At 60.7% G+C, this 18,359-nt stretch carries 16 protein-coding genes; 10 read left to right on the forward strand and 6 right to left on the reverse strand.

Translation table 11 applies throughout. The features are described from left to right. Positions 1-65: 65 nt before the first annotated feature. Positions 66-1,229: a phenylacetate--CoA ligase family protein gene (locus WA225_RS18520; protein WP_422609046.1), complete on the forward strand. Its 1,164-nt coding sequence runs from the start codon at positions 66-68 to the stop codon at positions 1,227-1,229. Between the two features lie 35 nt (positions 1,230-1,264). On the opposite strand, the gene WA225_RS18525 is transcribed toward WA225_RS18520, so the two are convergent. After that, positions 1,265-2,242, reverse strand: a complete 978-nt coding sequence (locus WA225_RS18525; protein ID WP_422609047.1) for an NADPH:quinone reductase — start codon at positions 2,240-2,242, stop codon at positions 1,265-1,267. A 150-nt stretch (positions 2,243-2,392) separates the two neighbouring features. Between WA225_RS18525 and hemF the strand changes: the two genes are divergently transcribed. Beyond that, on the forward strand, positions 2,393-3,307 hold the full coding sequence (gene hemF / locus WA225_RS18530) for an oxygen-dependent coproporphyrinogen oxidase (protein ID WP_422609048.1): 915 nt from the start codon (positions 2,393-2,395) through the stop codon (positions 3,305-3,307). Between the two features lie 9 nt (positions 3,308-3,316). Next, entirely contained in the window at positions 3,317-4,138 is an 822-nt protein-coding gene (gene aroE, locus WA225_RS18535) for a shikimate dehydrogenase (protein ID WP_422609049.1), read from the forward strand. A 91-nt stretch (positions 4,139-4,229) separates the two neighbouring features. Here the strand turns inward: aroE and WA225_RS18540 are convergent, their stop codons facing one another. From WA225_RS18540 to betC, 3 genes are all read right to left on the reverse strand, one after another. Further along, positions 4,230-5,798 (reverse strand): SulP family inorganic anion transporter, encoded by a 1,569-nt coding sequence (locus WA225_RS18540; protein WP_422609050.1) that lies wholly within the window; start codon positions 5,796-5,798, stop codon positions 4,230-4,232. Positions 5,799-6,068: 270 nt separating this feature from the next. Beyond that, positions 6,069-6,989: a choline ABC transporter substrate-binding protein gene (choX, locus tag WA225_RS18545; RefSeq protein ID WP_422609051.1), complete on the reverse strand. Its 921-nt coding sequence runs from the start codon at positions 6,987-6,989 to the stop codon at positions 6,069-6,071. 16 nt (positions 6,990-7,005) lie between these two features. Next, complete coding sequence (gene betC / locus WA225_RS18550; protein WP_422609052.1) at positions 7,006-8,520, reverse strand: choline-sulfatase; 1,515 nt, start codon at positions 8,518-8,520, stop codon at positions 7,006-7,008. A 114-nt stretch (positions 8,521-8,634) separates the two neighbouring features. Between betC and WA225_RS18555 the strand changes: the two genes are divergently transcribed. Then, positions 8,635-9,585, forward strand: a complete 951-nt coding sequence (locus WA225_RS18555) for a choline sulfate utilization transcriptional regulator (protein ID WP_422609053.1) — start codon at positions 8,635-8,637, stop codon at positions 9,583-9,585. A gap of 4 nt (positions 9,586-9,589) precedes the next feature. Here WA225_RS18555 and WA225_RS18560 read toward each other — a convergent pair whose 3' ends face one another. Continuing rightward, positions 9,590-10,252: an NAD(P)-dependent oxidoreductase gene (locus tag WA225_RS18560; protein ID WP_422609054.1), complete on the reverse strand. Its 663-nt coding sequence runs from the start codon at positions 10,250-10,252 to the stop codon at positions 9,590-9,592. An 83-nt stretch (positions 10,253-10,335) separates the two neighbouring features. Here WA225_RS18560 and WA225_RS18565 point away from each other — a divergent pair, with 83 nt between their 5' ends. Continuing rightward, positions 10,336-10,662 carry a DOPA 4,5-dioxygenase family protein gene (locus WA225_RS18565; RefSeq protein WP_422609055.1) on the forward strand — a complete coding sequence of 109 codons (327 nt, stop codon included), beginning with the start codon at positions 10,336-10,338 and terminating at the stop codon, positions 10,660-10,662. A 16-nt stretch (positions 10,663-10,678) separates the two neighbouring features. Here WA225_RS18565 and WA225_RS18570 read toward each other — a convergent pair whose 3' ends face one another. After that, positions 10,679-11,080, reverse strand: coding sequence for a GFA family protein (locus WA225_RS18570; RefSeq protein WP_422609056.1), 402 nt, complete (start codon positions 11,078-11,080; stop codon positions 10,679-10,681). Positions 11,081-11,403: 323 nt separating this feature from the next. Between WA225_RS18570 and WA225_RS18575 the strand changes: the two genes are divergently transcribed. The 5 genes from WA225_RS18575 (at position 11,404) to WA225_RS18595 (ending at position 18,318) form a co-directional block, all read left to right on the forward strand. Beyond that, positions 11,404-12,711 carry a CitMHS family transporter gene (locus WA225_RS18575; protein ID WP_034152221.1) on the forward strand — a complete coding sequence of 436 codons (1,308 nt, stop codon included), beginning with the start codon at positions 11,404-11,406 and terminating at the stop codon, positions 12,709-12,711. Between the two features lie 85 nt (positions 12,712-12,796). After that, positions 12,797-13,564 (forward strand): TerC family protein, encoded by a 768-nt coding sequence (locus tag WA225_RS18580; RefSeq protein ID WP_422609057.1) that lies wholly within the window; start codon positions 12,797-12,799, stop codon positions 13,562-13,564. Between the two features lie 306 nt (positions 13,565-13,870). Next, a complete protein-coding gene (locus WA225_RS18585; RefSeq protein WP_422609058.1) occupies positions 13,871-15,529 on the forward strand; it encodes a Na/Pi cotransporter family protein in 1,659 nt (552 codons plus the stop codon). Positions 15,530-15,706: 177 nt separating this feature from the next. Continuing rightward, complete coding sequence (locus WA225_RS18590) at positions 15,707-17,098, forward strand: M16 family metallopeptidase (RefSeq protein ID WP_422609059.1); 1,392 nt, start codon at positions 15,707-15,709, stop codon at positions 17,096-17,098. Positions 17,099-17,289: 191 nt separating this feature from the next. Next, positions 17,290-18,318 carry a DUF5924 family protein gene (locus WA225_RS18595; RefSeq protein WP_422609060.1) on the forward strand — a complete coding sequence of 343 codons (1,029 nt, stop codon included), beginning with the start codon at positions 17,290-17,292 and terminating at the stop codon, positions 18,316-18,318. The last annotated feature ends 41 nt before the right edge of the window (positions 18,319-18,359 follow it).

Here is an 18,359-nt window from a genome sequence, read left to right on the forward strand (position 1 = left end):
TGCCATGGTTCTGCACGTTGTCTCCGCAAATTCGGCAGGTCCAGGGCCTGGAGGATCTGCATCGGATGCCGGTCGTGGCTGTGGAGGATGACCAGGGCGGATTGCTGTTCAGCCATCTCGGCGAAGCGTCACACCGTGCGCCAGGTGGGGGGCTGACGCTGACCTCGGGTGGCAGCACGGGGCACCGCAAGCACATCACCCATTCCTGGGCATTCAATGACAGCATCGTGCCCTTGGGTGCGCGGATGTTCGGTGCGACCGATGAACACCCTCGTGTGGTGGTCAACTGCCTGACGCCCGGCGAAATGCAGGGTGCCTTTCAATACGCGGCGGCCATCGTGCAGCACATAGGCGCGCGTCTGCTGCCCGCTGGCGCGGTGATGGGTATCGCGCGCATTGCCGGTTTGATTCATGCACAAGCGACCGATGCACTGATCTGCACCCCCTCTTTTGCCGCGGCGCTGTTCAATCATGCCGATGTCGGTGAAGGGCAGTTGAGCAGTTTGCGGTGGCTCTATTACATCGGCGAAGCCTGTCATCAGCCGCTACGCGAGCAACTGGCCCGGGACTGGCCGGCGCTGAACATACGATCACTGGGTTATAGCTCGACGGAAACCGGTCCGATCGGATTCCAGTGTGCGCACCTCGAACAGGGTTTCTACCATCTGCATGCAGACGCCATGCTGCTTGAAGTAGTCGATCCGCTGAGTCTGCGAGCGCTGGCCGACGGCGAAACCGGTGAGTTTCTACTGACCCCTTTGCTGCCCGATCACGTGCCTTTACTGCGCTATCGCATTGGCGATCGTGGGCGAATCCTTGGCAGGCAATCAAAGTGCGCCTGTGGCAGCGCTCTGCCAATACTGGAGCTGAGTGGGCGAGTCGAAACCTCGATCAAGCTGGGCGGTGCGATCGTCACTCAACGACAGGTTCTGAGCGTGCTCGCCGAGGTGCTGCCTGACTTGCATGCCTCGGATGTACAGGTGCGGCTTGATCGCCAGACCGACGGGGCGCATCTGCACCTGCTCATCGCTGAGGAGCGATTGCCGGCCACTGCGCAATGCGTTATCGAAAGTGCCTTGCGCCATCAAGCGCAGGCCAGCGCATTGCTCGAGTTGCCCGGTGTGCTGGGCATGCAGGTCCAGCGTCTGCCCCGAAGTGAATTTGCAACCACCGTGGCAGGCAAAACAGCGTTCTTTGTCGAGTGGCGAAGCGACCCGGACGCGTCATGAGGATTGGTCCGGGTGCTCCGTTTGATGGCCGCGTGTCAGGGCAGCAGAATGGTGGAACCCGTGGTGCGCCGCGCCGACAGCTCGGTCTGCGCCTTCGCCGCATCAGCCAGCGGATAACGCTGGCTGATGTCCACCTTCAACTTGCCGCTGATGATCATCTCGAACAATTCATTGGCCATCCGCTGCAGGTTCTCGGCGTTGTTGGCGTAGGTCGCCAGCGTCGGCCGGGTCACATACAGCGAACCCTTGGCGGAGAGAATCCCCAGATTCACGCCGTCCACCGCACCGGAGGCATTACCGAAGCTCACCACCAGCCCGCGCGGCGACACGCTGTCGAGCGAAGTCAGCCAGGTGTCCTTGCCGACGCCGTCATAGACCACCGGGACTTTCTTGCCATCGGTCAATTCCAGCACGCGCTGGGCAACGTTTTCGTGGCTGTAATCGATCGTCGCCCACGCCCCATTGGCCTTGGCCAGTTCAGCTTTCTCTTTGGAACTGACGGTGCCGATCAACTTCACGCCCAATGCCCTGGCCCATTGGCAGGCCAGCGAACCGACACCCCCGGCCGCCGCGTGGAACAGAATGGTTTCGCCACCCTTCAGCTCGTAAGTCTGACGCAGCAGATACTGTACGGTCAGGCCCTTGAGCATGACCCCGGCAGCCGTTTCGAAACTGATTTCGTCGGGCAGGTGCACCAGATTGTCCTGAGGCAAAACGTGCAACTCGCTGTACGCCCCCAACGGGCCACTGCCGTATGCCACGCGATCACCGACCTTGAACCGGGTGACGTCGCTGCCCACGGCATCGACGATGCCTGCACCTTCAGCCCCCAGGCCCGACGGCAAGACTGGCGGCGCATACAGGCCGCTGCGGAAATAAGTGTCGATGAAGTTCAGGCCGATCGCCTTGTTGGCCACGCGCACCTGCGTCGGGGCGGGCGCGGCGGGTGGGTAGTCAACATATTCGAGCACTTCGGGGCCGCCGTGGGCGCGGAACTGGATACGCTTTGCCATCTGCCTGCTCTCCTTGGGTCTTTTCTGAGCCCCCTATCCAACTCCCATGCTTGATCTTCGTCAACTGCGGCGCGCCAGTCTGCGGTGTTATGCTACGCGCCCATTTGCGTCGCCCGCCTGCGGGGCGCCGCCCCGATCCAAGGTGAAGCCATGACGACCCGCACCGACGCCGTAAAGGCCTATCTGCTCGATCTGCAAGACCGCATCTGCGCGGCTCTCGAAAACGAAGACGGCGGCACGCGCTTCGTCGAAGACGCCTGGACCCGGCCGGCCGGCGGTGGCGGTCGTACCCGGGTGATCGAGAACGGTACGCTGATCGAAAAGGGCGGCGTCAACTTTTCCCACGTCTTTGGCAGCGGTTTGCCGCCCTCGGCCAGCGCCCATCGCCCGGAACTGGCCGGTCGCGGCTTCGAGGCCCTCGGCGTATCGCTGGTGATTCACCCGCATAACCCGCACGTGCCAACGTCCCACGCCAATGTGCGTTTCTTCATCGCCGAGAAAGAAGGTGAGGAGCCGGTCTGGTGGTTCGGTGGCGGCTTCGACCTGACCCCGTATTACGGCAACGAAGACGATTGCATTCACTGGCACCGCGTCGCCGAACAGGCCTGCGCGCCTTTCGGGGCGGATGTTTATCCGCGCTACAAGGCCTGGTGCGACACCTACTTCCACATCAAGCATCGCCACGAGCCGCGCGGCATTGGCGGCCTGTTTTTCGATGACCTGAACGAGTGGGATTTCGACACCAGTTTCGCCTTCATGCGCGCTATCGGCGACGCCTACATCGATGCGTATCTGCCGATCGTGCAGCGCCGTAAAAATACTGAATTTACTGCTCAGCAGCGCGAGTTCCAGGAATTCCGCCGTGGCCGCTACGTCGAGTTCAACCTGGTGTACGACCGTGGCACGCTGTTCGGCCTGCAATCAGGCGGGCGTACCGAATCGATTCTGATGTCGTTGCCGCCGCAAGTGCGCTGGGGCTATGACTGGAAAGCCGAGCCTGGCAGCGAAGAAGCACGCCTGACCGAGTACTTCCTGCAAGACCGCGACTGGCTGGCCGAGGCCTGAGGACATCTGATGGATCGTTACGTCGTTTTCGGCAACCCGATCGGCCACAGCAAATCGCCGATGATTCACAAGCTGTTTGCTGAACAGACCGGCCAGAGCCTCGACTACAACACGTTGCTGGCGCCGCTCGATGATTTCACTGGCTGCGCCACGGCGTTTTTCCAGGAAGGTCGCGGCGCCAACGTCACCGTGCCGTTCAAGGAAGACGCCTATCGTCTGGCCAATAGCCTGACCGCTCGCGCCCAACGGGCCGGAGCGGTGAACACCTTGAGCAAACTGGCCGACGGCTCGCTGCTCGGTGATAACACTGACGGCGCCGGACTGGTGCGTGATCTGACGGTGAACGCCGGATTCAGCCTGACCGGCAAACGTATCCTGCTGCTCGGCGCTGGTGGCGCGGTGCGCGGTGCGCTGGAGCCGTTGCTGGCGGAGCAACCGGCATCGGTGATCATCGCCAATCGCACGGTGGACAAGGCTGAGTTGCTGGCTGAGTTGTTCTGTGATCTGGGGCCGGTGTCGGCCAGTGGTTTCGATTGGTTGCGTGAGCCGGTGGACGTGATCATCAACGCTACCTCGGCCAGCCTCTCCGGCGATGTGCCGCCGATTGCGCCGAGCCTGATCGAGCCGGGCCAGACCCTGTGCTACGACATGATGTATGGCAAGGAACCGACGGCGTTCTGCCGCTGGGCCAGTGAGCATGGCGCGGCGGTGTCGATGGATGGTTTGGGGATGCTCGCCGAGCAGGCGGCTGAGGCGTTCTTTTTGTGGCGCGGTGTGCGTCCCGACACGGCGCCAGTACTGGCCGAACTGCGCCGCCAATTGGCCCTTTAAAAGCATCGCTGGCAAGCCAGCTCCCACAAGGATCACCTAAATCCCTGTGGGAGCTGGCTTGCCAGCGATTGAAGTCGACACCGATATTAGGTCAGTCTTCAAACCGGATCGGACACTTCTCCGGCCCTTCCAGCTTCCTCAACTCCTCCACCACCTGTGGCCGCGCCCGGCGCAACGTCAGGCTGCGATTCTGGCTCAGCAAACGCCGCGCCTCCTGATGCAGCATCTCCACCCCTGAATAGTCGATGAAGTTGATCTGCTGCGCCTCGATCACCACCCGCGCGCCGTGCATGCGTTGCAGGCGCACTTGCAGGTAATGGCTGGCGCCGAAGAAGATCGAACCGCCGACGCGCAGCACATCATCCTCACCATCGCGCCAATGCTGCACGCGCGGTTGCGAGGTGCGTTTGAGGTAGAAAAACAGCGAGGCCAGTACGCCCGCGTAGATTGCGGTCTGCAACTCCAGCAGCAATGTCGCCAGACACGTCAGGGCCATGACCACGAACTCGGCGCGACTGACCCGCAGCAGCGCGCGAATACCGCGATGATCCACCAGCCCCCAGGCGATCAGCAGAATGCTCCCGGCCATGGCCGGGATCGGAATGTGCGCGATCAGCCCGGCGCCGAAAATCGCAAACAACGCCACCCAGACCGCCGAAAATACCCCGGCCAGCGGTGAGCACGCGCCCGCCTCGTAACTGAGGCCCGAGCGGGTAAACGATCCGGCTGACAACGATCCGGAAAAGAACGCGCCGACGATATTCGACAAGCCCTGCGCGCGGACTTCCTGATTGGCATCGAGCAATTGCTGCGAGCGTGCCGAAATCGAGCGCGCAATCGACAGGCTGGTGACCAGTCCGAGCATGCCCACCGCCACCGCACTCGGCAGCAGGCGCAAGATCAAATCCAGATCCAGCGGCAACGCACTGAACGGCGGCAACCGCCCGACAAACGCGCTGACCAGATGCACATGGCCGAACATTGCCGGCCACAGCCACACCAGCAGGCTGGCCAATGCGAGGGTTATCAACAGCGTCGGCCAGCGCGGCAGCAGTTGTTTCAGGACGATGCCGACCACGACCGTGGCTGCGCCGAGCACTAGCGAAGGTTTATCCACAGCCCTGAGGTGTTGCAGCAGATCCATCAGACTCGCCAGCGCCGTGGCTTTCGCTGGTAATTCCAGTCCCAACAGATTCGGCAACTGCCCGATGGCAATCACCACCGCCGCGCCGAGGGTGAATCCCAGCACAACCGAATGCGAGACGAAATTCACCAGCGCACCGAAGCGCAGCAAACCGAGCAGCCACTGGAAAATCCCCGCCAGAAACGTCAGCAACAGAATCAGCGTGATGTAGTCCTGCGAGGCTGGCACGGCCAAGGGACTGACGCTGGCGTACAGCACGATCGAAATCGCCGCCGTCGGGCCGCAGATCAAATGCCACGATGAGCCCCACAGGCAGGCGATCAGCACCGGGATGATCGCCGCATAGAGGCCGTATTCAGGTGGGAGCCCGGCGATCAGCGCGTAGGCAATCGACTGGGGTAAGGCGAGAATTGCGCCGCTGAGGCCGACGATCAGATCCCGTCCGACGCTGGCGCGGGTTTGCCGCGGGAGCCAGGTGAGGAAGGGCAAGAGAGAGTGGCGGCTGGGGAAGGCCATGGGTCCTCGCGGTTGGGGTTTTCTTCAAGGTTATCAGGGTGGCAGGGAAAGGGCCCTCACCCTAGCCCTCCCGAAACGTCGGACCGCCCGGAGGGAGAGGGGACTGACCGTGGTGTTTGTCAGAGATTCATCAACCTGCGATTTCAAAGTTGAACGCAAATTTTGAATGCAACAAATATCGGCTCCCTTTCCCCCTCGCCCCCCTGGGGGAGAGGGCTGGGGTGAGGGGGCAAAAATCTCAAGCCAAACCCAATTCCAACCACCCCACAATCAAAGCTTCGCTTTCACCGCCGCCAACGCATCCTTCCCGTCAACCGTCTTCACCCCCTCCAGCCACTTATCCAGCACCGCCGGATTCGCCTTGATCCAGGCCTTCGCCGCCTCGGTATTAGTGACCTTCTTGTTAACCACCTCAGCCATGATGCTGTTCTCCATCTCCTGCGTGAACGACAGATTGGTCAGCAATTTACCCACATTCGGACACGCCTCGGCGTAGCCCTTGCGCGTCAACGTGAACACGCTGCCGGTGTCGCCAAAGTATTTTTCGCCGCCCTTCAGGTAATGCATTTTCAACTGCACGTTCATCGGGTGCGGGGTCCAGCCGAGGAAGGTGACGAATTTCTGCTTCTTCACCGCCCGCGATACTTCGGCGAGCATCGCCTGTTCGCTGGACTCGATCAGCTTCCACTGGCCCATGTCGAAGTCGTTTTTCTTGATGATTTCCTGCAGCGAGATATTCGCCGGCGCGCCGGAGCCGATGCCGTAGATCTTGCGCTCGAACTTGTCGGCGTATTTGTTCAGGTCGGCAAAGTTATGCACACCCGCGTCCCACACGTAATCCGGCACGGCGAGGGTGAACTCAGTGCCGTCCAGGTTCTTCGCCAGTTGGGTGACGTCACCGGTGGCGACGAATTTGTCGTAGAAACCCTGCTGCGCCGGCATCCAGTTGCCGAGGAACACGTCCACCTGGCCGTCCTTCAAACCGCCAAAGGTGATCGGCACCGCGAGGGTGTCGACCTTGGCCTTGTAGCCCATGCCGTCCAGCAGAAACCCGGTGATGGCGTTGGTCGCGGCGATGTCGCTCCAGCCCGGGTCGGCCATTTTCACCGTGTCGCAGCTTTGCTCGGCGAACGCCGAAGCACTGCTCAGCGCGAGCAGGCCGACCGTCACTACTGTGGATAACTTACGCATGGACTTCCCCTTCACATTATTGGTTTTGGCAGGGTTGTGGATAACGTGCTTTGCGCTCCAGATCATCGAGGTCGATGTGGTTGCGCATGTACTGCTGACTGGCGTCGACCAGTGGCTGGTGATCCCAGCTCTTCAGCTTGCCGATGGTCAGTGCGTCGGCAACAAAACGGCGGCGGCGCTGACTGGCCAAGACTTGCCGATGGATCGCCGGAATATCCCATTTGGCCCGCGCTTCAGCGAGAAAATCGTCGAACAGCTGGCGATGTTGCGGCGATTGACTGAGTTCTTCCAATTCGCGCGGATCGTTGCTGACATCGAAGAGTAGGCAAGGGTCGCTTTCACTGTAGATAAATTTGTAGGCGCCGCGACGGATCATCATCAGCGGGCTGACGGTGCCTTCGGCCATGTATTCACCGAACACTTCGTCATGACCGCCCTGCCCTTGCAGATGCGCTAACAGTGAGCGGCCATCCAGTGGCAGGCCCGGTTCCAGCGTGCCGCCGGCCAGTTCGACGAATGTCGGCAGCAGGTCGGCGGTAGACACGGCAGCGCTGACCCGGCCTGAAGCGAACAGTCCAGGCGCACTGATCACCAGCGGCACGCGGGCCGCCATCTCATACCAGTGCATTTTGTACCAAAGGCCCTTTTCGCCAAGCATGTCGCCGTGATCACCCGAGAAGACGATGATGGTGTCTTCGATCAGCCCGGTTTCTTCAAGGGTTTGCAGGAGTTTGCCGACGTTGGCGTCGATATAGCTGCACGCCCCGAAGTACGCCCGGCGCGCGTCGCGAATCTTATCCACAGGCAATGGTTTATCCCACAGGTCATAAACCTTGAGCAGACGCTGCGAGTGCGGGTCGAGTTCGTGCTGATCCGGCGTTGTCGGAAGCGGGATATCGGCAGCGTCGTACAAATCCCAGAACGCCTTGGGAATGGTGTACGGATCGTGTGGGTGAGTCATCGATACGGTCAGGCAGAACGGTTGATCGCCCTCCTCGCGAATGTGATCGAACAGGTACTGCTGCGCCTTGAACACCACCTCTTCGTCGAAATCCAGTTGGTTGGTGCGCACGCAGGGCCCGGCCTGCAGCACCGAAGACATGTTGTGATACCAACTCGGCCGCACATCCGGCTCATCCCAATTCACTGCCCAACCGTAATCGGCCGGGTAGATATCGCTGGTCAGGCGTTCTTCATAACCGTGCAATTGGTCCGGGCCACAGAAGTGCATTTTCCCTGACAGCGCGGTGCGGTAGCCGAGACGGCGCAGGTAATGGGCGTAAGTCGGCACATCGGCAGGGAAATCGGCGGCGTTGTCATACGCGCCGATCTTGCTCGGCAACTGGCCACTGACCAGGGTGAAGCGCGATGGCGCGCACAACGGGCTGTTGCAGTAAGCGGCATCGAACACCACGCCTTGTTCGGCGAGGCGGGAGAGATTCGGTAGTTTGATCGGCGAAGGACCGTAGAACGGCAACATTGGCGCGGCCATCTGATCGGCCATGATGAAAAGAATATTCTTGCGCTTCATGTGATCGCGGCATTCCATAGTGAATATTTATGCGACATTGCTGCGATCGAGCATGGAGCCCATGCTATATCCGGTAAAGCCCGCGCCGGACAATGACTAGGATAAGCACAGCTTATGTATGAAGCCCTTGGCGATTTGTCTCTCGACCTGTTGCGTGCGTTTGAGGCCGCTGCCCGACAGCGCAGTTTCACCGCTGCGGCGGTAGAGCTGGGCACCACGCAGCCGGCGATCAGTCAGCAGATCAAACGGCTGGAGGAGCAACTCGGCACGCGGTTGTTCGATCGGATCTACCGCGGCATCGAGCTGACCGAAGTCGGCGCGATCCTGTTCGAGCAAGTTTCCCTTGGTTTGCAGAATATCGACGCCGGATTGAGCGCGATCAGCGCACAACAGCAACATGAGGTGCTGCAGGTCGCCACCGATTTTGCCTTCGCCGCGTATTGGTTGATGCCACGCTTGCACCGCTTTCATGAGGCGAACCCGCAAGTCGACGTCAGCCTGGTGACCAGCGAACGTAACCACAACATGCTGCGCACCGATATCGACGTGGCGATTCTGTTCGGCGATGGGCGTTTCAAACAGGGCGAAAGCCATTGGCTGTTCAGCGAAGAAGTGTTCCCGGTGTGCAGCCCGCAATTGCTCAAGGAGCGCGCCCTGCCCTTGCCTGCTCAGGCGTTACTGGAGTTTCCGCTGCTGCACCTGCGTGGCGAAAACAGCAGCAACTGGTTTGACTGGAGCGGGGTGTTTCGCGAGTTGGCCATCACCACGCCGCCGGCGCCGGGGCAATTGCGTTTCGACAATTACACGCTGTTGATTCAAGCGGCGATTGGCGGCCAAGGTGTGGCGATCGGTTGGCGGCACCTTGTGGATAACTTGCTGAGCCAAGGATTGCTGTGCCGACCGATCGCCGAAACCACGCTGTCGCGCCTCGGTTATTACGTCGTGCTGCCGCAACGCAAACGTCGGGGTGCGCTGATTCAACTGTTTGTCGATTGGTTGATGACCGAACAGGCGAGCAGCGCTGAATCCCTCAATGGACTCGCACTGCCCTCCATCGCTGTCTAGAGGCTTACTCGCTGGCCGCGACGAAATTTACATGCTGGCCTACGTGCAAATTCAGTCGCAGCTCATCGGCAATCCCCACCGCCACCCGATTCAAGCGCTCCAGCGGCTCGGCCAGGCCTGGTTCGAGGTTGCCGCCGACCTGACTGAAATGCTCGATGGTCAGCCCGGCCACGCCGTGTGGAGCATTGACCAGGGTCCAGTGCAGCGGACTGCTTTGCAGGGCTTCACGAATTTCTTCGGCGGCGTGGCGTTGCAGGCGATCGTCGACATCCGGCTCATCGAGTACGGCAAAATTCCCCACCAGAAACAGCCGCGAAACGTTGGCCGCTTGCAATCCATCGACCAGCGCGTCGACGGCCAGCACCTGCTCGACCGGCCCGAGCACCACCGAGCGTTCAACGTGATCGCTACTGAACGGTAAACCCGGCGCATCCAATAGGCAGATGACCGCCGAACTGCCGGCCACACTTTGATTGACCCGCTCGGAATCGAACAGATCGCCGCTTTTGGTGCGCAGTCCCGGACGCGGTGCGAGTGCGGTCAAATCGTCGAGAATGGCGATGACTTCGTGCTGGCGGCGCAGCAACTCAGCCATCAACGCACCGCCCAGGCTGGCCATGGCACCATAGAGCACCACTTTTACCACCGGGGTTTCGGCATTTTTCATGGCTGATCCCTTTTGTTATCCCTTGTATGGCGTGTGACATACGGGCAACGCCGAGGGTTCGAACCGATTTGCGAGGGTTTCAGATGCAAGCGATCAAGGGCTACCACGCCCACGTTTATTTCGATGCGGGCTGCATCGACCGGGCGCGGGCCTTGTGCGAACGGGCGGCGCAGTTGTTTCCCTTGAAAATGGGCCGCGTCCACGAACGCCCGGTCGGCCCGCACCCGGAGTGGAGCTGCCAGTTGGCCTTCGGCCCTGAGTTGATCGGCGATGTACTGCCGTGGCTGGCGCTGAACCGCAAAGGTCTGGTGGTGTTTCTGCACCCGGACACCGGTGATGATTTGCTGGATCACACTGAGCATGCGATCTGGATGGGTGCAATCAGGACGCTGAATTTGTCTGTTTTTTGATCAGGCTCTTGTAAACCTACAGCGTTTCTTCGGCTTCGCCCGGCAGATGCTCGTCCAGATGCAGCCAGGGCAATTGGCTGTCGGTCCAGATATGCCGTTCGGCGGGCGCCAGTTCCGGGTAATCCAGCGTGGCGATGGTCACGTCGATGCTCTCGGGGCTGAGCTGCGTCACCAACGCCAGTTGCGCGCCGCACTGCGCACAGAAGTACCGCGCGCAACTGGCGGATGAGTCATAACGCGCCGGCTTACCGGCCAGCCATTGAAAACTCACCGCCGTCACGGTGATCCACGTCGTGACAATCCCGCCGCTGACTTTGCGGCAAATCGAGCAATGACAGTGGGCGATGTCGTGCAACGCTCCGCTGAACTGATAACGAATGTGTCCGCAGTGGCAGCCGCCGCTGTGCAATTCGCTCATGGCGAACGCCCTCCTTCCCGTGTTTGTTGACTGTAGTTCGCATCCGACGGCCGGTTGACCGTTCATTCAAAGCTTTCACCAGCGAAAGGTAGCTGAAAGCTTCCCCGATTAGGATCGCCTCCACTTCCGGCAACAGACCGGTTGGCCAACGCGTGTGATACCTCGCACGAACGGCCCAATTAACAACAACAATGGTGATTCTGATGTCCTCTGTAGCCCGCCTTCTCGCTGTCACTCCGCCCGTACGCCTCGTGCTTGCCGCTCTGCGCTGATCCGACCCGATCCGCTCACTCAACTAGCCGCGCTACGCCTGGAGTATTCCCATGCTGACTTTCCTTGGCTTCGCCATGGTCATCACGTTCATGTTTTTGATCATGACCAAGCGCCTGTCCGCGCTGATCGCTCTGATCATCATCCCGATCGTCTTCGCCCTGTTCGGCGGTTTTGCACCGAAGATCGGCCCAATGATGCTCGAGGGCATCACCAAGCTCGCGCCGACCGGCGTGATGCTGATGTTCGCCATTCTCTATTTCGCCCTGATGATCGATTCCGGCCTGTTCGACCCGGCCGTGCGCAAGATCCTCAAACTGGTCAAGGGCGACCCGCTGAAGGTTTCGGTCGGCACCGCCGTACTGGCGCTCGTCGTTTCCCTCGATGGTGACGGCGCGACCACTTATATGATCTGCGTGGCCGCGATGCTGCCGCTGTACAGCCGCATCGGCATGAGCCCGCGGATCATGGCCGGCCTGATCATTCTGGCTGGTGGTGTGATGAACATGACCCCGTGGGGTGGCCCGACTGCCCGTGCGGCGAGTGCGCTGCACGTCGATCCGTCGGACATTTTCGTGCCGATGATCCCGGCGATGGCCGCCGGTGTAGTAGCGATTCTGCTCATCGCCTACTTCTACGGTAAACGTGAGCGTGCGCGTCTCGGTGAGCTGCACCTGGCCGGCGACGAAATCGATCACAGCGAAATCAGCGTGTCGCAATTCCCCGATGCTCGCCGCCCAAAACTGATCTGGTTCAACGGCGCGCTGACCTTCGGCCTGATGTGCACCCTGATCGCCGGCCTGTTGCCGCTGCCGGTGCTGTTCATGGTCGCGTTCAGTATTGCCATGATCGTCAACTACCCTTGCCTGCAGATGCAGAAGGATCGCGTCGCGGCTCACGCCGGTAGCGTGCTGGCAGTGGTCGGGCTGATCTTTGCGGCGGGTATCTTCACCGGTATCCTGAGCGGCACCGGCATGGTCGATGCGATGTCGAAGAGCCTGTTGGCAGTGATTCCGGATTTCCTCGGCCCGTACCTGGCCGTGATCACGGCGCTGGTGAGCATGCCGTTCACCTTCTTCATGTCCAACGATGCGTTTTACTATGGCGTGTTGCCGGTGTTGGCCGAAGCCGCCAGCCACTACGGGATCACCGCAGTGGAAATGGCCCGTGCCTCGATCGTCGGTCAGCCCGTCCACTTGCTGAGCCCGTTGGTGCCATCGACCTATCTGTTGGTGGCCCTGGCCGGCATCGATTTCGGTGACCACCAGCGTTTCACCCTGAAATGGGCGATCCTGGTATGTATCTGCATCCTGATTGCTGCACTGCTGTTGGGGACTTTCCCGGTGTTCAGCACTCTATAAGCCCAAGACTCACCGTTTCGGGTCCTGGCTTCGCGGTTTGAAGCCCGGACCTTTTTCGGTTTAACACTCGCTCAAAGGAATACACATGGATTGGCTGACCAACCCCGAAATCTGGGTTGCCTTCTTCACCCTGACCGCTCTGGAAATCGTTCTGGGCATCGATAACATCATCATGATTTCGATCCTGGTCAGCCGCATGCCCAAACACATGCAGCAGCGCACCCGGATCTTCGGTCTTGGCCTGGCCATGATCACCCGCATCCTGTTGCTGCTGTCGATCACCTGGGTCATGCGCCTCACCGCCGACCTGTTCGAAGTGTTCGGCCAGGGCATTTCCGGTCGCGACCTGATCCTGTTCTTCGGTGGTCTGTTCCTGCTGTGGAAGAGCTCGCAAGAGATGTACCACGCGCTGGAAGGTGAAGACGAAAGCGACGACACCCCTGGCGGCAAGGGCGGCAACTTCCTCTACACCATCATCCAGATCGCGATCATCGACATCGTCTTCTCGCTGGACTCGGTGATCACCGCCGTGGGCATGGTTTCCCACGTGCCGGTGATGGTCGCGGCGATTGTCGTGGCGGTGCTGGTGATGATGCTGGCGTCGGGCAAGATCAGCGAGTTCATCGACAAGCACCCGTCGCTGAAGATGCTGGCGCTGTCGTTCCTGCTGGTGGTCGGTACCGTGCTGATTGCCGAGTCGTTCGACGTGCATGTGCCGAAAGGCTACGTCTACTTCGCGATGGGCTTCTCGCTGGCGGTTGAGGCGATCAACATCAAGCTGCGCGGCGCGATTGCCCGGAAGAAGAAACAGCAGGATCCGGTGAAACTGCGCAAGGACATCCCGGGCCAATAATCGGGATTTCAGCAGAGAGTACAAAACCTGTGGGAGCTGGCTTGCCAGCGATAGCGGAGTGTCAGCTACTTCAATGTTTGCTGAACGGACGCCATCGCTGGCAAGCCAGCTCCCACAGTGTTTTGTGTCGGATTCGGGTGGGTGGATGAACCCATTTTCATGACACTTTTGTTTCAATCCACACTTTAGCTGTGCAATGCTGGCGCCCAGACCGTTAGCCAACTACAGCTTAAGTATCAAAAACGTAGAAACCGCGCGGTACCGTCAACTTGCTCCTCTGGGGCACTGCTATTACAGGGGGTCTGCATGCTCACCCTGCTCAATCTGCTTTCCGCCGTCGCCCTGCTGATCTGGGGCACGCACATCGTCCGAACCGGCATCCTGCGGGTGTACGGCACCAACCTGCGCCATGTGATTGGCCAGAACATGTCCAAGCGCTGGCTGGCCTTTGTCGCCGGCATCGTCGTCACCGCGATGGTGCAGAGCAGCAACGCCACCGCGATGCTTGTCACTTCATTCGTCGGCCAGGGGCTGATGGCGCTGACCCCGGCGCTGGCGACCATGCTTGGCGCCGACGTCGGTACCGCGCTGATGGCGCGGGTGCTGACCTTCGACCTGTCGTGGCTGTCGCCGCTGCTGATTTTCCTCGGGGTGATTTTCTTTCTGTCGCGCAAACAGACGCGGCTCGGGCAGATGGGCCGGGTGTCCATCGGGCTGGGGCTGATCATTCTGGCGCTGCAACTGATCGTCGAAGCTGCCGCGCCGATCACCCACGCCCAAGGGGTGAAGGTGATTTTCGCTTCGCTGACCGGCGATATCCTCCTCGACGCCCTGGTCGGCGCGCTGTTCGCGATGATTTCCTACTCCAGCCTTGCCGCCGTGCTGCTCACCGCGACCCTCGCCGGCGCCAGTGTGATCAGCCTGCCAGTGGCGATCGGCCTGGTGATCGGCGCCAACATCGGCAGCGGCGTGCTGGCGTTCATGAGCACCAGCATGCAGAACGCCGCCGGTCGGCAAGTGGCGTTGGGCAGCCTGTTGTACAAATTGATCGGCCTGCTGCTGATCATCCCGGTGCTCGACCCGCTGGTGCACTGGATCGACAGCCTTGATTTCAGCCCGCAGGAAATGGTCATCGGCTTCCACTTGCTCTACAACACCGCGCGTTGCCTGATTCTGCTGCCTAGCGTTGGCCCGATGGCGCGACTCTGCGCGTGGCTGCTGCCGGAACGTCCGGAGGTCAACGGCACGGCCAAACCGCGTCACCTCGATGCCACCGCACTGGTCACGCCGAGCCTGGCACTGGCCAACGCCGCGCGGGAAACCCTGCGCATGGGCGATCTGCTGGAGAACATGCTCGACGCCACCCTCGATGTGCTGCGCGGCAAGCAAACCGCCGTCACTCAGGAAATACGCCGACTGACTGACGACATCGAAGCGCTGTACAGCGCGATCAAACTCTACTTGGCGCAGATGCCCCGCGAAGACCTCGGCGAGCAGGACAGCCGGCGCTGGGCCGAAATCATCGAACTGGCGATCAACCTGAAACTGGCCAGCGATCTGATCGAACGCATGCTGCGCAAGATCCAGCAGCAGAAAACCTCGCAACGCCGCTCCTTTTCCGAAGAAGGTCTGGAGGACCTAGCCGGATTGCAGCAGCAATTGATCTCTAACCTGCGCCTGGGCCTTTCGGTGTTCCTCAGCGGCGACCGCGAAAGTGCCCGGCAGTTGTTGCGCGAAAAACGTCGCTTCCGCGCCCAGGAACGCCGGTTGGCGCATGCGCATGTCAGCCGTTTGCAACGCAAGATCGTGCAGAGTATCGAGACCAGTTCGCTGCACCTGGAGTTGATTGCCGACATGAAACGGCTCAATTCGCTGTTTTGCGGCAGTGCCTATGTGGTGCTGGAAACGGCGGACACCGGGGCGCTGGAGTCGGATGATATGGCCGATATCACGCATTCGCCTTGAACGACTGGGGCCAGGGTCAGTCAGTAACACAGAGTTCAGTCTCAACGGCCCCATCGCTGGCAAGCCAGCGCCCACAGGGTTTTGTGAGCACCAAAAATCCTTGTGGGAGCTGGCTTGCCAGCGATGGGGACCTGACTGACGACACGGATCTCCAAATCAGCCGTATGGAAGCCTGTTATGCGTTGCCTGTTGTTCGCTTGTCTGTTGCTCGGTTCCCTGCCAGCCTTTGCCCTGGATCGTTTTCAGGTCGAAGGCTATGCGCTGCCCAACGGTTTGCAGTTGTTGCTCAAACCCGGCACCGAGCGCGGGCATGTGGCGATCCGGCTGGTGGTCGGCGTCGGTCTCGACGATTTCGATTGCGATGACAAAGAGCTGCCGCACCTGCTCGAACACTTGCTGTTCAGCGGCATCGATGCCACCGGCGAAGGCGGTCTAGAGGAGCGTATGCAAGCACTGGGCGGTGACTGGAATGCCTTTACCAGCAACGCCGACACCACGTTCGTCATCGAAGCCCCGGCGAAGAATCAGCGCAAGGTCCTCGACCTGCTGCTCGACCTGCTGACCCAGACGCGCATCGACGACAACGCAATCAACGCCGCCAAACGCGTGGTCGAACGCGAGGATGGCGGCCATTACACCCGTTTGCAGCGCTTCCTTGATCGGCAGGATCTTGGTCACACCGCGAGCAATCAGCTCGCCGTCGAACTGGGCCTGAAATGCCCGCAACGCGCCGAGGTAGGTCATCTGACTCAGGAACAACTGGAGAAGGTGCGCAAGGCCTGGTACGCGCCGAACAACATGACCCTGATCGTCGTCGGCGAACTCGACAAACTGCTGCCGGCCTATCTGGAACGCACTTGGGGCGCGCTCGAAGCGGTTGAGCCGAGCGAGCATCGGCCACTGCCGGACATCCGCACCAGCGCCGCCCATGAACGCACCCTCACCCGCGGTTTCATCGGCGACAGCGCCAAGTTGCACTGGCTGGTGCCGGAACCGGTACTCGACGATCAGTACGACGAAACCTTCGACATTCTCAAGGATTACCTCGACTGGGCGCTGTACCGACAGATCCGCCTCAATCATGGTTTGTCCTACGGACCGTGGGCCGAGCGCGAGGTGTTTGGCGGTGTCGGCTTCATGAGCCTGAATGCCGATCTGGATCGCGATGACGTCGACGAAGCCATCCAGGTGCTGGAAGACCTCAAGGCCGATCTGCTGAAAAACGGCCTCGACCCGGACACGTTCGCGAGGATCAAACAGGCTTCGATCGCCCATCAGGCGTGGGCGGTGCAAGGCAACAGCGCGATGGCGGATTACTACTGGAGTGCGCTCGGCGATTACCAGGACGGCCGCTTCGCCAACCCGGCTCGCGAGCTGCAGGGCGTGACGCTGGAAGCGGCGAACAAGGCCATGCGCGAGTTGCTGTTGCAACCGGGCTATCTGCGCATCGAGAAGCCGTTGATCAGTGATGATCAGGTGTTGTGGTTGAGCGCGGGTGGGTTAGGTGTGTTGCTACTGATCCTGATCGGCTGGCGCCTGCACCACCGCCGCAAACCCGCCGAACACTAACCCTGTGGGAGCGAGCTTGCTCGCGAAAGCGGTGTGTCATTCAACAAATGTGGTGACTGACCCGCCGCCTTCGCGAGCAAGCTCACTCTCACAGGGTGAGGTGTTGAATTTACTGACCGGCAGCCTCGCCACAGCGCCCGGCGGGCGCTACTCTGTCGAGGTTTTTTCCTATCCAGTCGTGAACCGCCCAAATGCCGAAAATACAGCTCCTGATCCAGCGCATTCTCGAACTGATGAAGCGCTATCCCGGGGTCATTGCGCTTGGCGGGTTCATCTCCGGCGTCGGCAGTTTCATCATGGTCGATCGTCAGCAAGGGCTGGCGAGCTGGATCACCGTGATCATGCTGCTCAGCTGGATCTGGCTGATGCTGGAAAACACCCTCACCGGCCTCTTCACCCGCGTGTTCAAACGCGAGATTCCCCAGCCGCTGCTGCGTTACGCGACGCAGATGATCCATCAGGAAAGTCTGTTTTTCGTCCTGCCGTTCTTCTTCATCACCACGACGTGGAACAGCGGTCAGCTGGTTTTCACCGGCCTGCTCAGCGTCGCCGCGCTGATCTCCATCGTCGATCCGCTTTATTACAAATGGCTGGCGCCACGGCGCTGGGCGTTCCTCGCGTTGCACACCCTGACCCTGTTCGCCGCTCTGCTCACCGCGTTGCCGGTGATCATGCACCTGACCACGGCGCAGAGCTTCAAATGGGCGCTGGGCATTGCCGTGCTGTTGTCGTTCCCGAGCCTGGCGTCGATCTTCCCGATTCGCACGGTGCGCAACGCGCTGGCGATTCTGTGCATCACCGTCGGCATCGGCGGCGTCGGTTGGGTGCTGCGTTCGTGGGTGCCGCCGGCGACGCTGTGGATGACGGATGTGGCGATCAGCACGCAAATGCAGGATCGCACCCCCGGCGCCAGCCTCGACACGGTCAGCGCCGAGCAGATTCGTGGTGATGGCCTCTATGCCTACACCGCGATCAACGCGCCACGCGGCCTCGATGAGCGGATTTATCACGTCTGGCAGTTCAACGGCAAAGAGGTCGATCGCATCCCGCTCGACATCCATGGCGGGCGCAAGGAAGGCTACCGGGCGTGGACGCACAAGCAGAATTTCCCCGGCAACCCGGCGGGCAAATGGCAGGTGCGCGTGTTGACCGAAGATGGCCAGGTGATCGGCGTGCTGCGCTTCGAAATCACCGACAGCACAGCGATCAAAGAAAAGTAGTCCGGTTCGTGCTATTACGTTAGTTCGCTTAGCAGACGAAC

Source organism: Pseudomonas sp., assembly GCF_049300855.1.
Lineage (GTDB): Bacteria > Pseudomonadota > Gammaproteobacteria > Pseudomonadales > Pseudomonadaceae > Aquipseudomonas.

What these genes read in the sequence shown, in the direction of transcription:
- hemF (WP_422609048.1), top strand. Translation starts at nt 2,393, where the DNA reads ATGACGACCCGCACCGACGCCGTAAAGGCCTATCTGCTCGATCTGCAA.
- WA225_RS18590 (WP_422609059.1), top strand. Translation starts at nt 15,707, where the DNA reads ATGCGTTGCCTGTTGTTCGCTTGTCTGTTGCTCGGTTCCCTGCCAGCC.
- WA225_RS18565 (WP_422609055.1), top strand. Translation starts at nt 10,336, where the DNA reads ATGCAAGCGATCAAGGGCTACCACGCCCACGTTTATTTCGATGCGGGC.
- WA225_RS18555 (WP_422609053.1), top strand. Translation starts at nt 8,635, where the DNA reads ATGTATGAAGCCCTTGGCGATTTGTCTCTCGACCTGTTGCGTGCGTTT.
- betC (WP_422609052.1), bottom strand. Translation starts at nt 8,520, where the DNA reads ATGAAGCGCAAGAATATTCTTTTCATCATGGCCGATCAGATGGCCGCG.
- WA225_RS18540 (WP_422609050.1), bottom strand. Translation starts at nt 5,798, where the DNA reads ATGGCCTTCCCCAGCCGCCACTCTCTCTTGCCCTTCCTCACCTGGCTC.
- WA225_RS18595 (WP_422609060.1), top strand. Translation starts at nt 17,290, where the DNA reads ATGCCGAAAATACAGCTCCTGATCCAGCGCATTCTCGAACTGATGAAG.
- WA225_RS18560 (WP_422609054.1), bottom strand. Translation starts at nt 10,252, where the DNA reads ATGAAAAATGCCGAAACCCCGGTGGTAAAAGTGGTGCTCTATGGTGCC.
- WA225_RS18575 (WP_034152221.1), top strand. Translation starts at nt 11,404, where the DNA reads ATGCTGACTTTCCTTGGCTTCGCCATGGTCATCACGTTCATGTTTTTG.
- WA225_RS18570 (WP_422609056.1), bottom strand. Translation starts at nt 11,080, where the DNA reads ATGAGCGAATTGCACAGCGGCGGCTGCCACTGCGGACACATTCGTTAT.
- WA225_RS18585 (WP_422609058.1), top strand. Translation starts at nt 13,871, where the DNA reads ATGCTCACCCTGCTCAATCTGCTTTCCGCCGTCGCCCTGCTGATCTGG.
- WA225_RS18520 (WP_422609046.1), top strand. Translation starts at nt 66, where the DNA reads ATGCCGGTCGTGGCTGTGGAGGATGACCAGGGCGGATTGCTGTTCAGC.
- WA225_RS18525 (WP_422609047.1), bottom strand. Translation starts at nt 2,242, where the DNA reads ATGGCAAAGCGTATCCAGTTCCGCGCCCACGGCGGCCCCGAAGTGCTC.
- choX (WP_422609051.1), bottom strand. Translation starts at nt 6,989, where the DNA reads ATGCGTAAGTTATCCACAGTAGTGACGGTCGGCCTGCTCGCGCTGAGC.
- WA225_RS18580 (WP_422609057.1), top strand. Translation starts at nt 12,797, where the DNA reads ATGGATTGGCTGACCAACCCCGAAATCTGGGTTGCCTTCTTCACCCTG.
- aroE (WP_422609049.1), top strand. Translation starts at nt 3,317, where the DNA reads ATGGATCGTTACGTCGTTTTCGGCAACCCGATCGGCCACAGCAAATCG.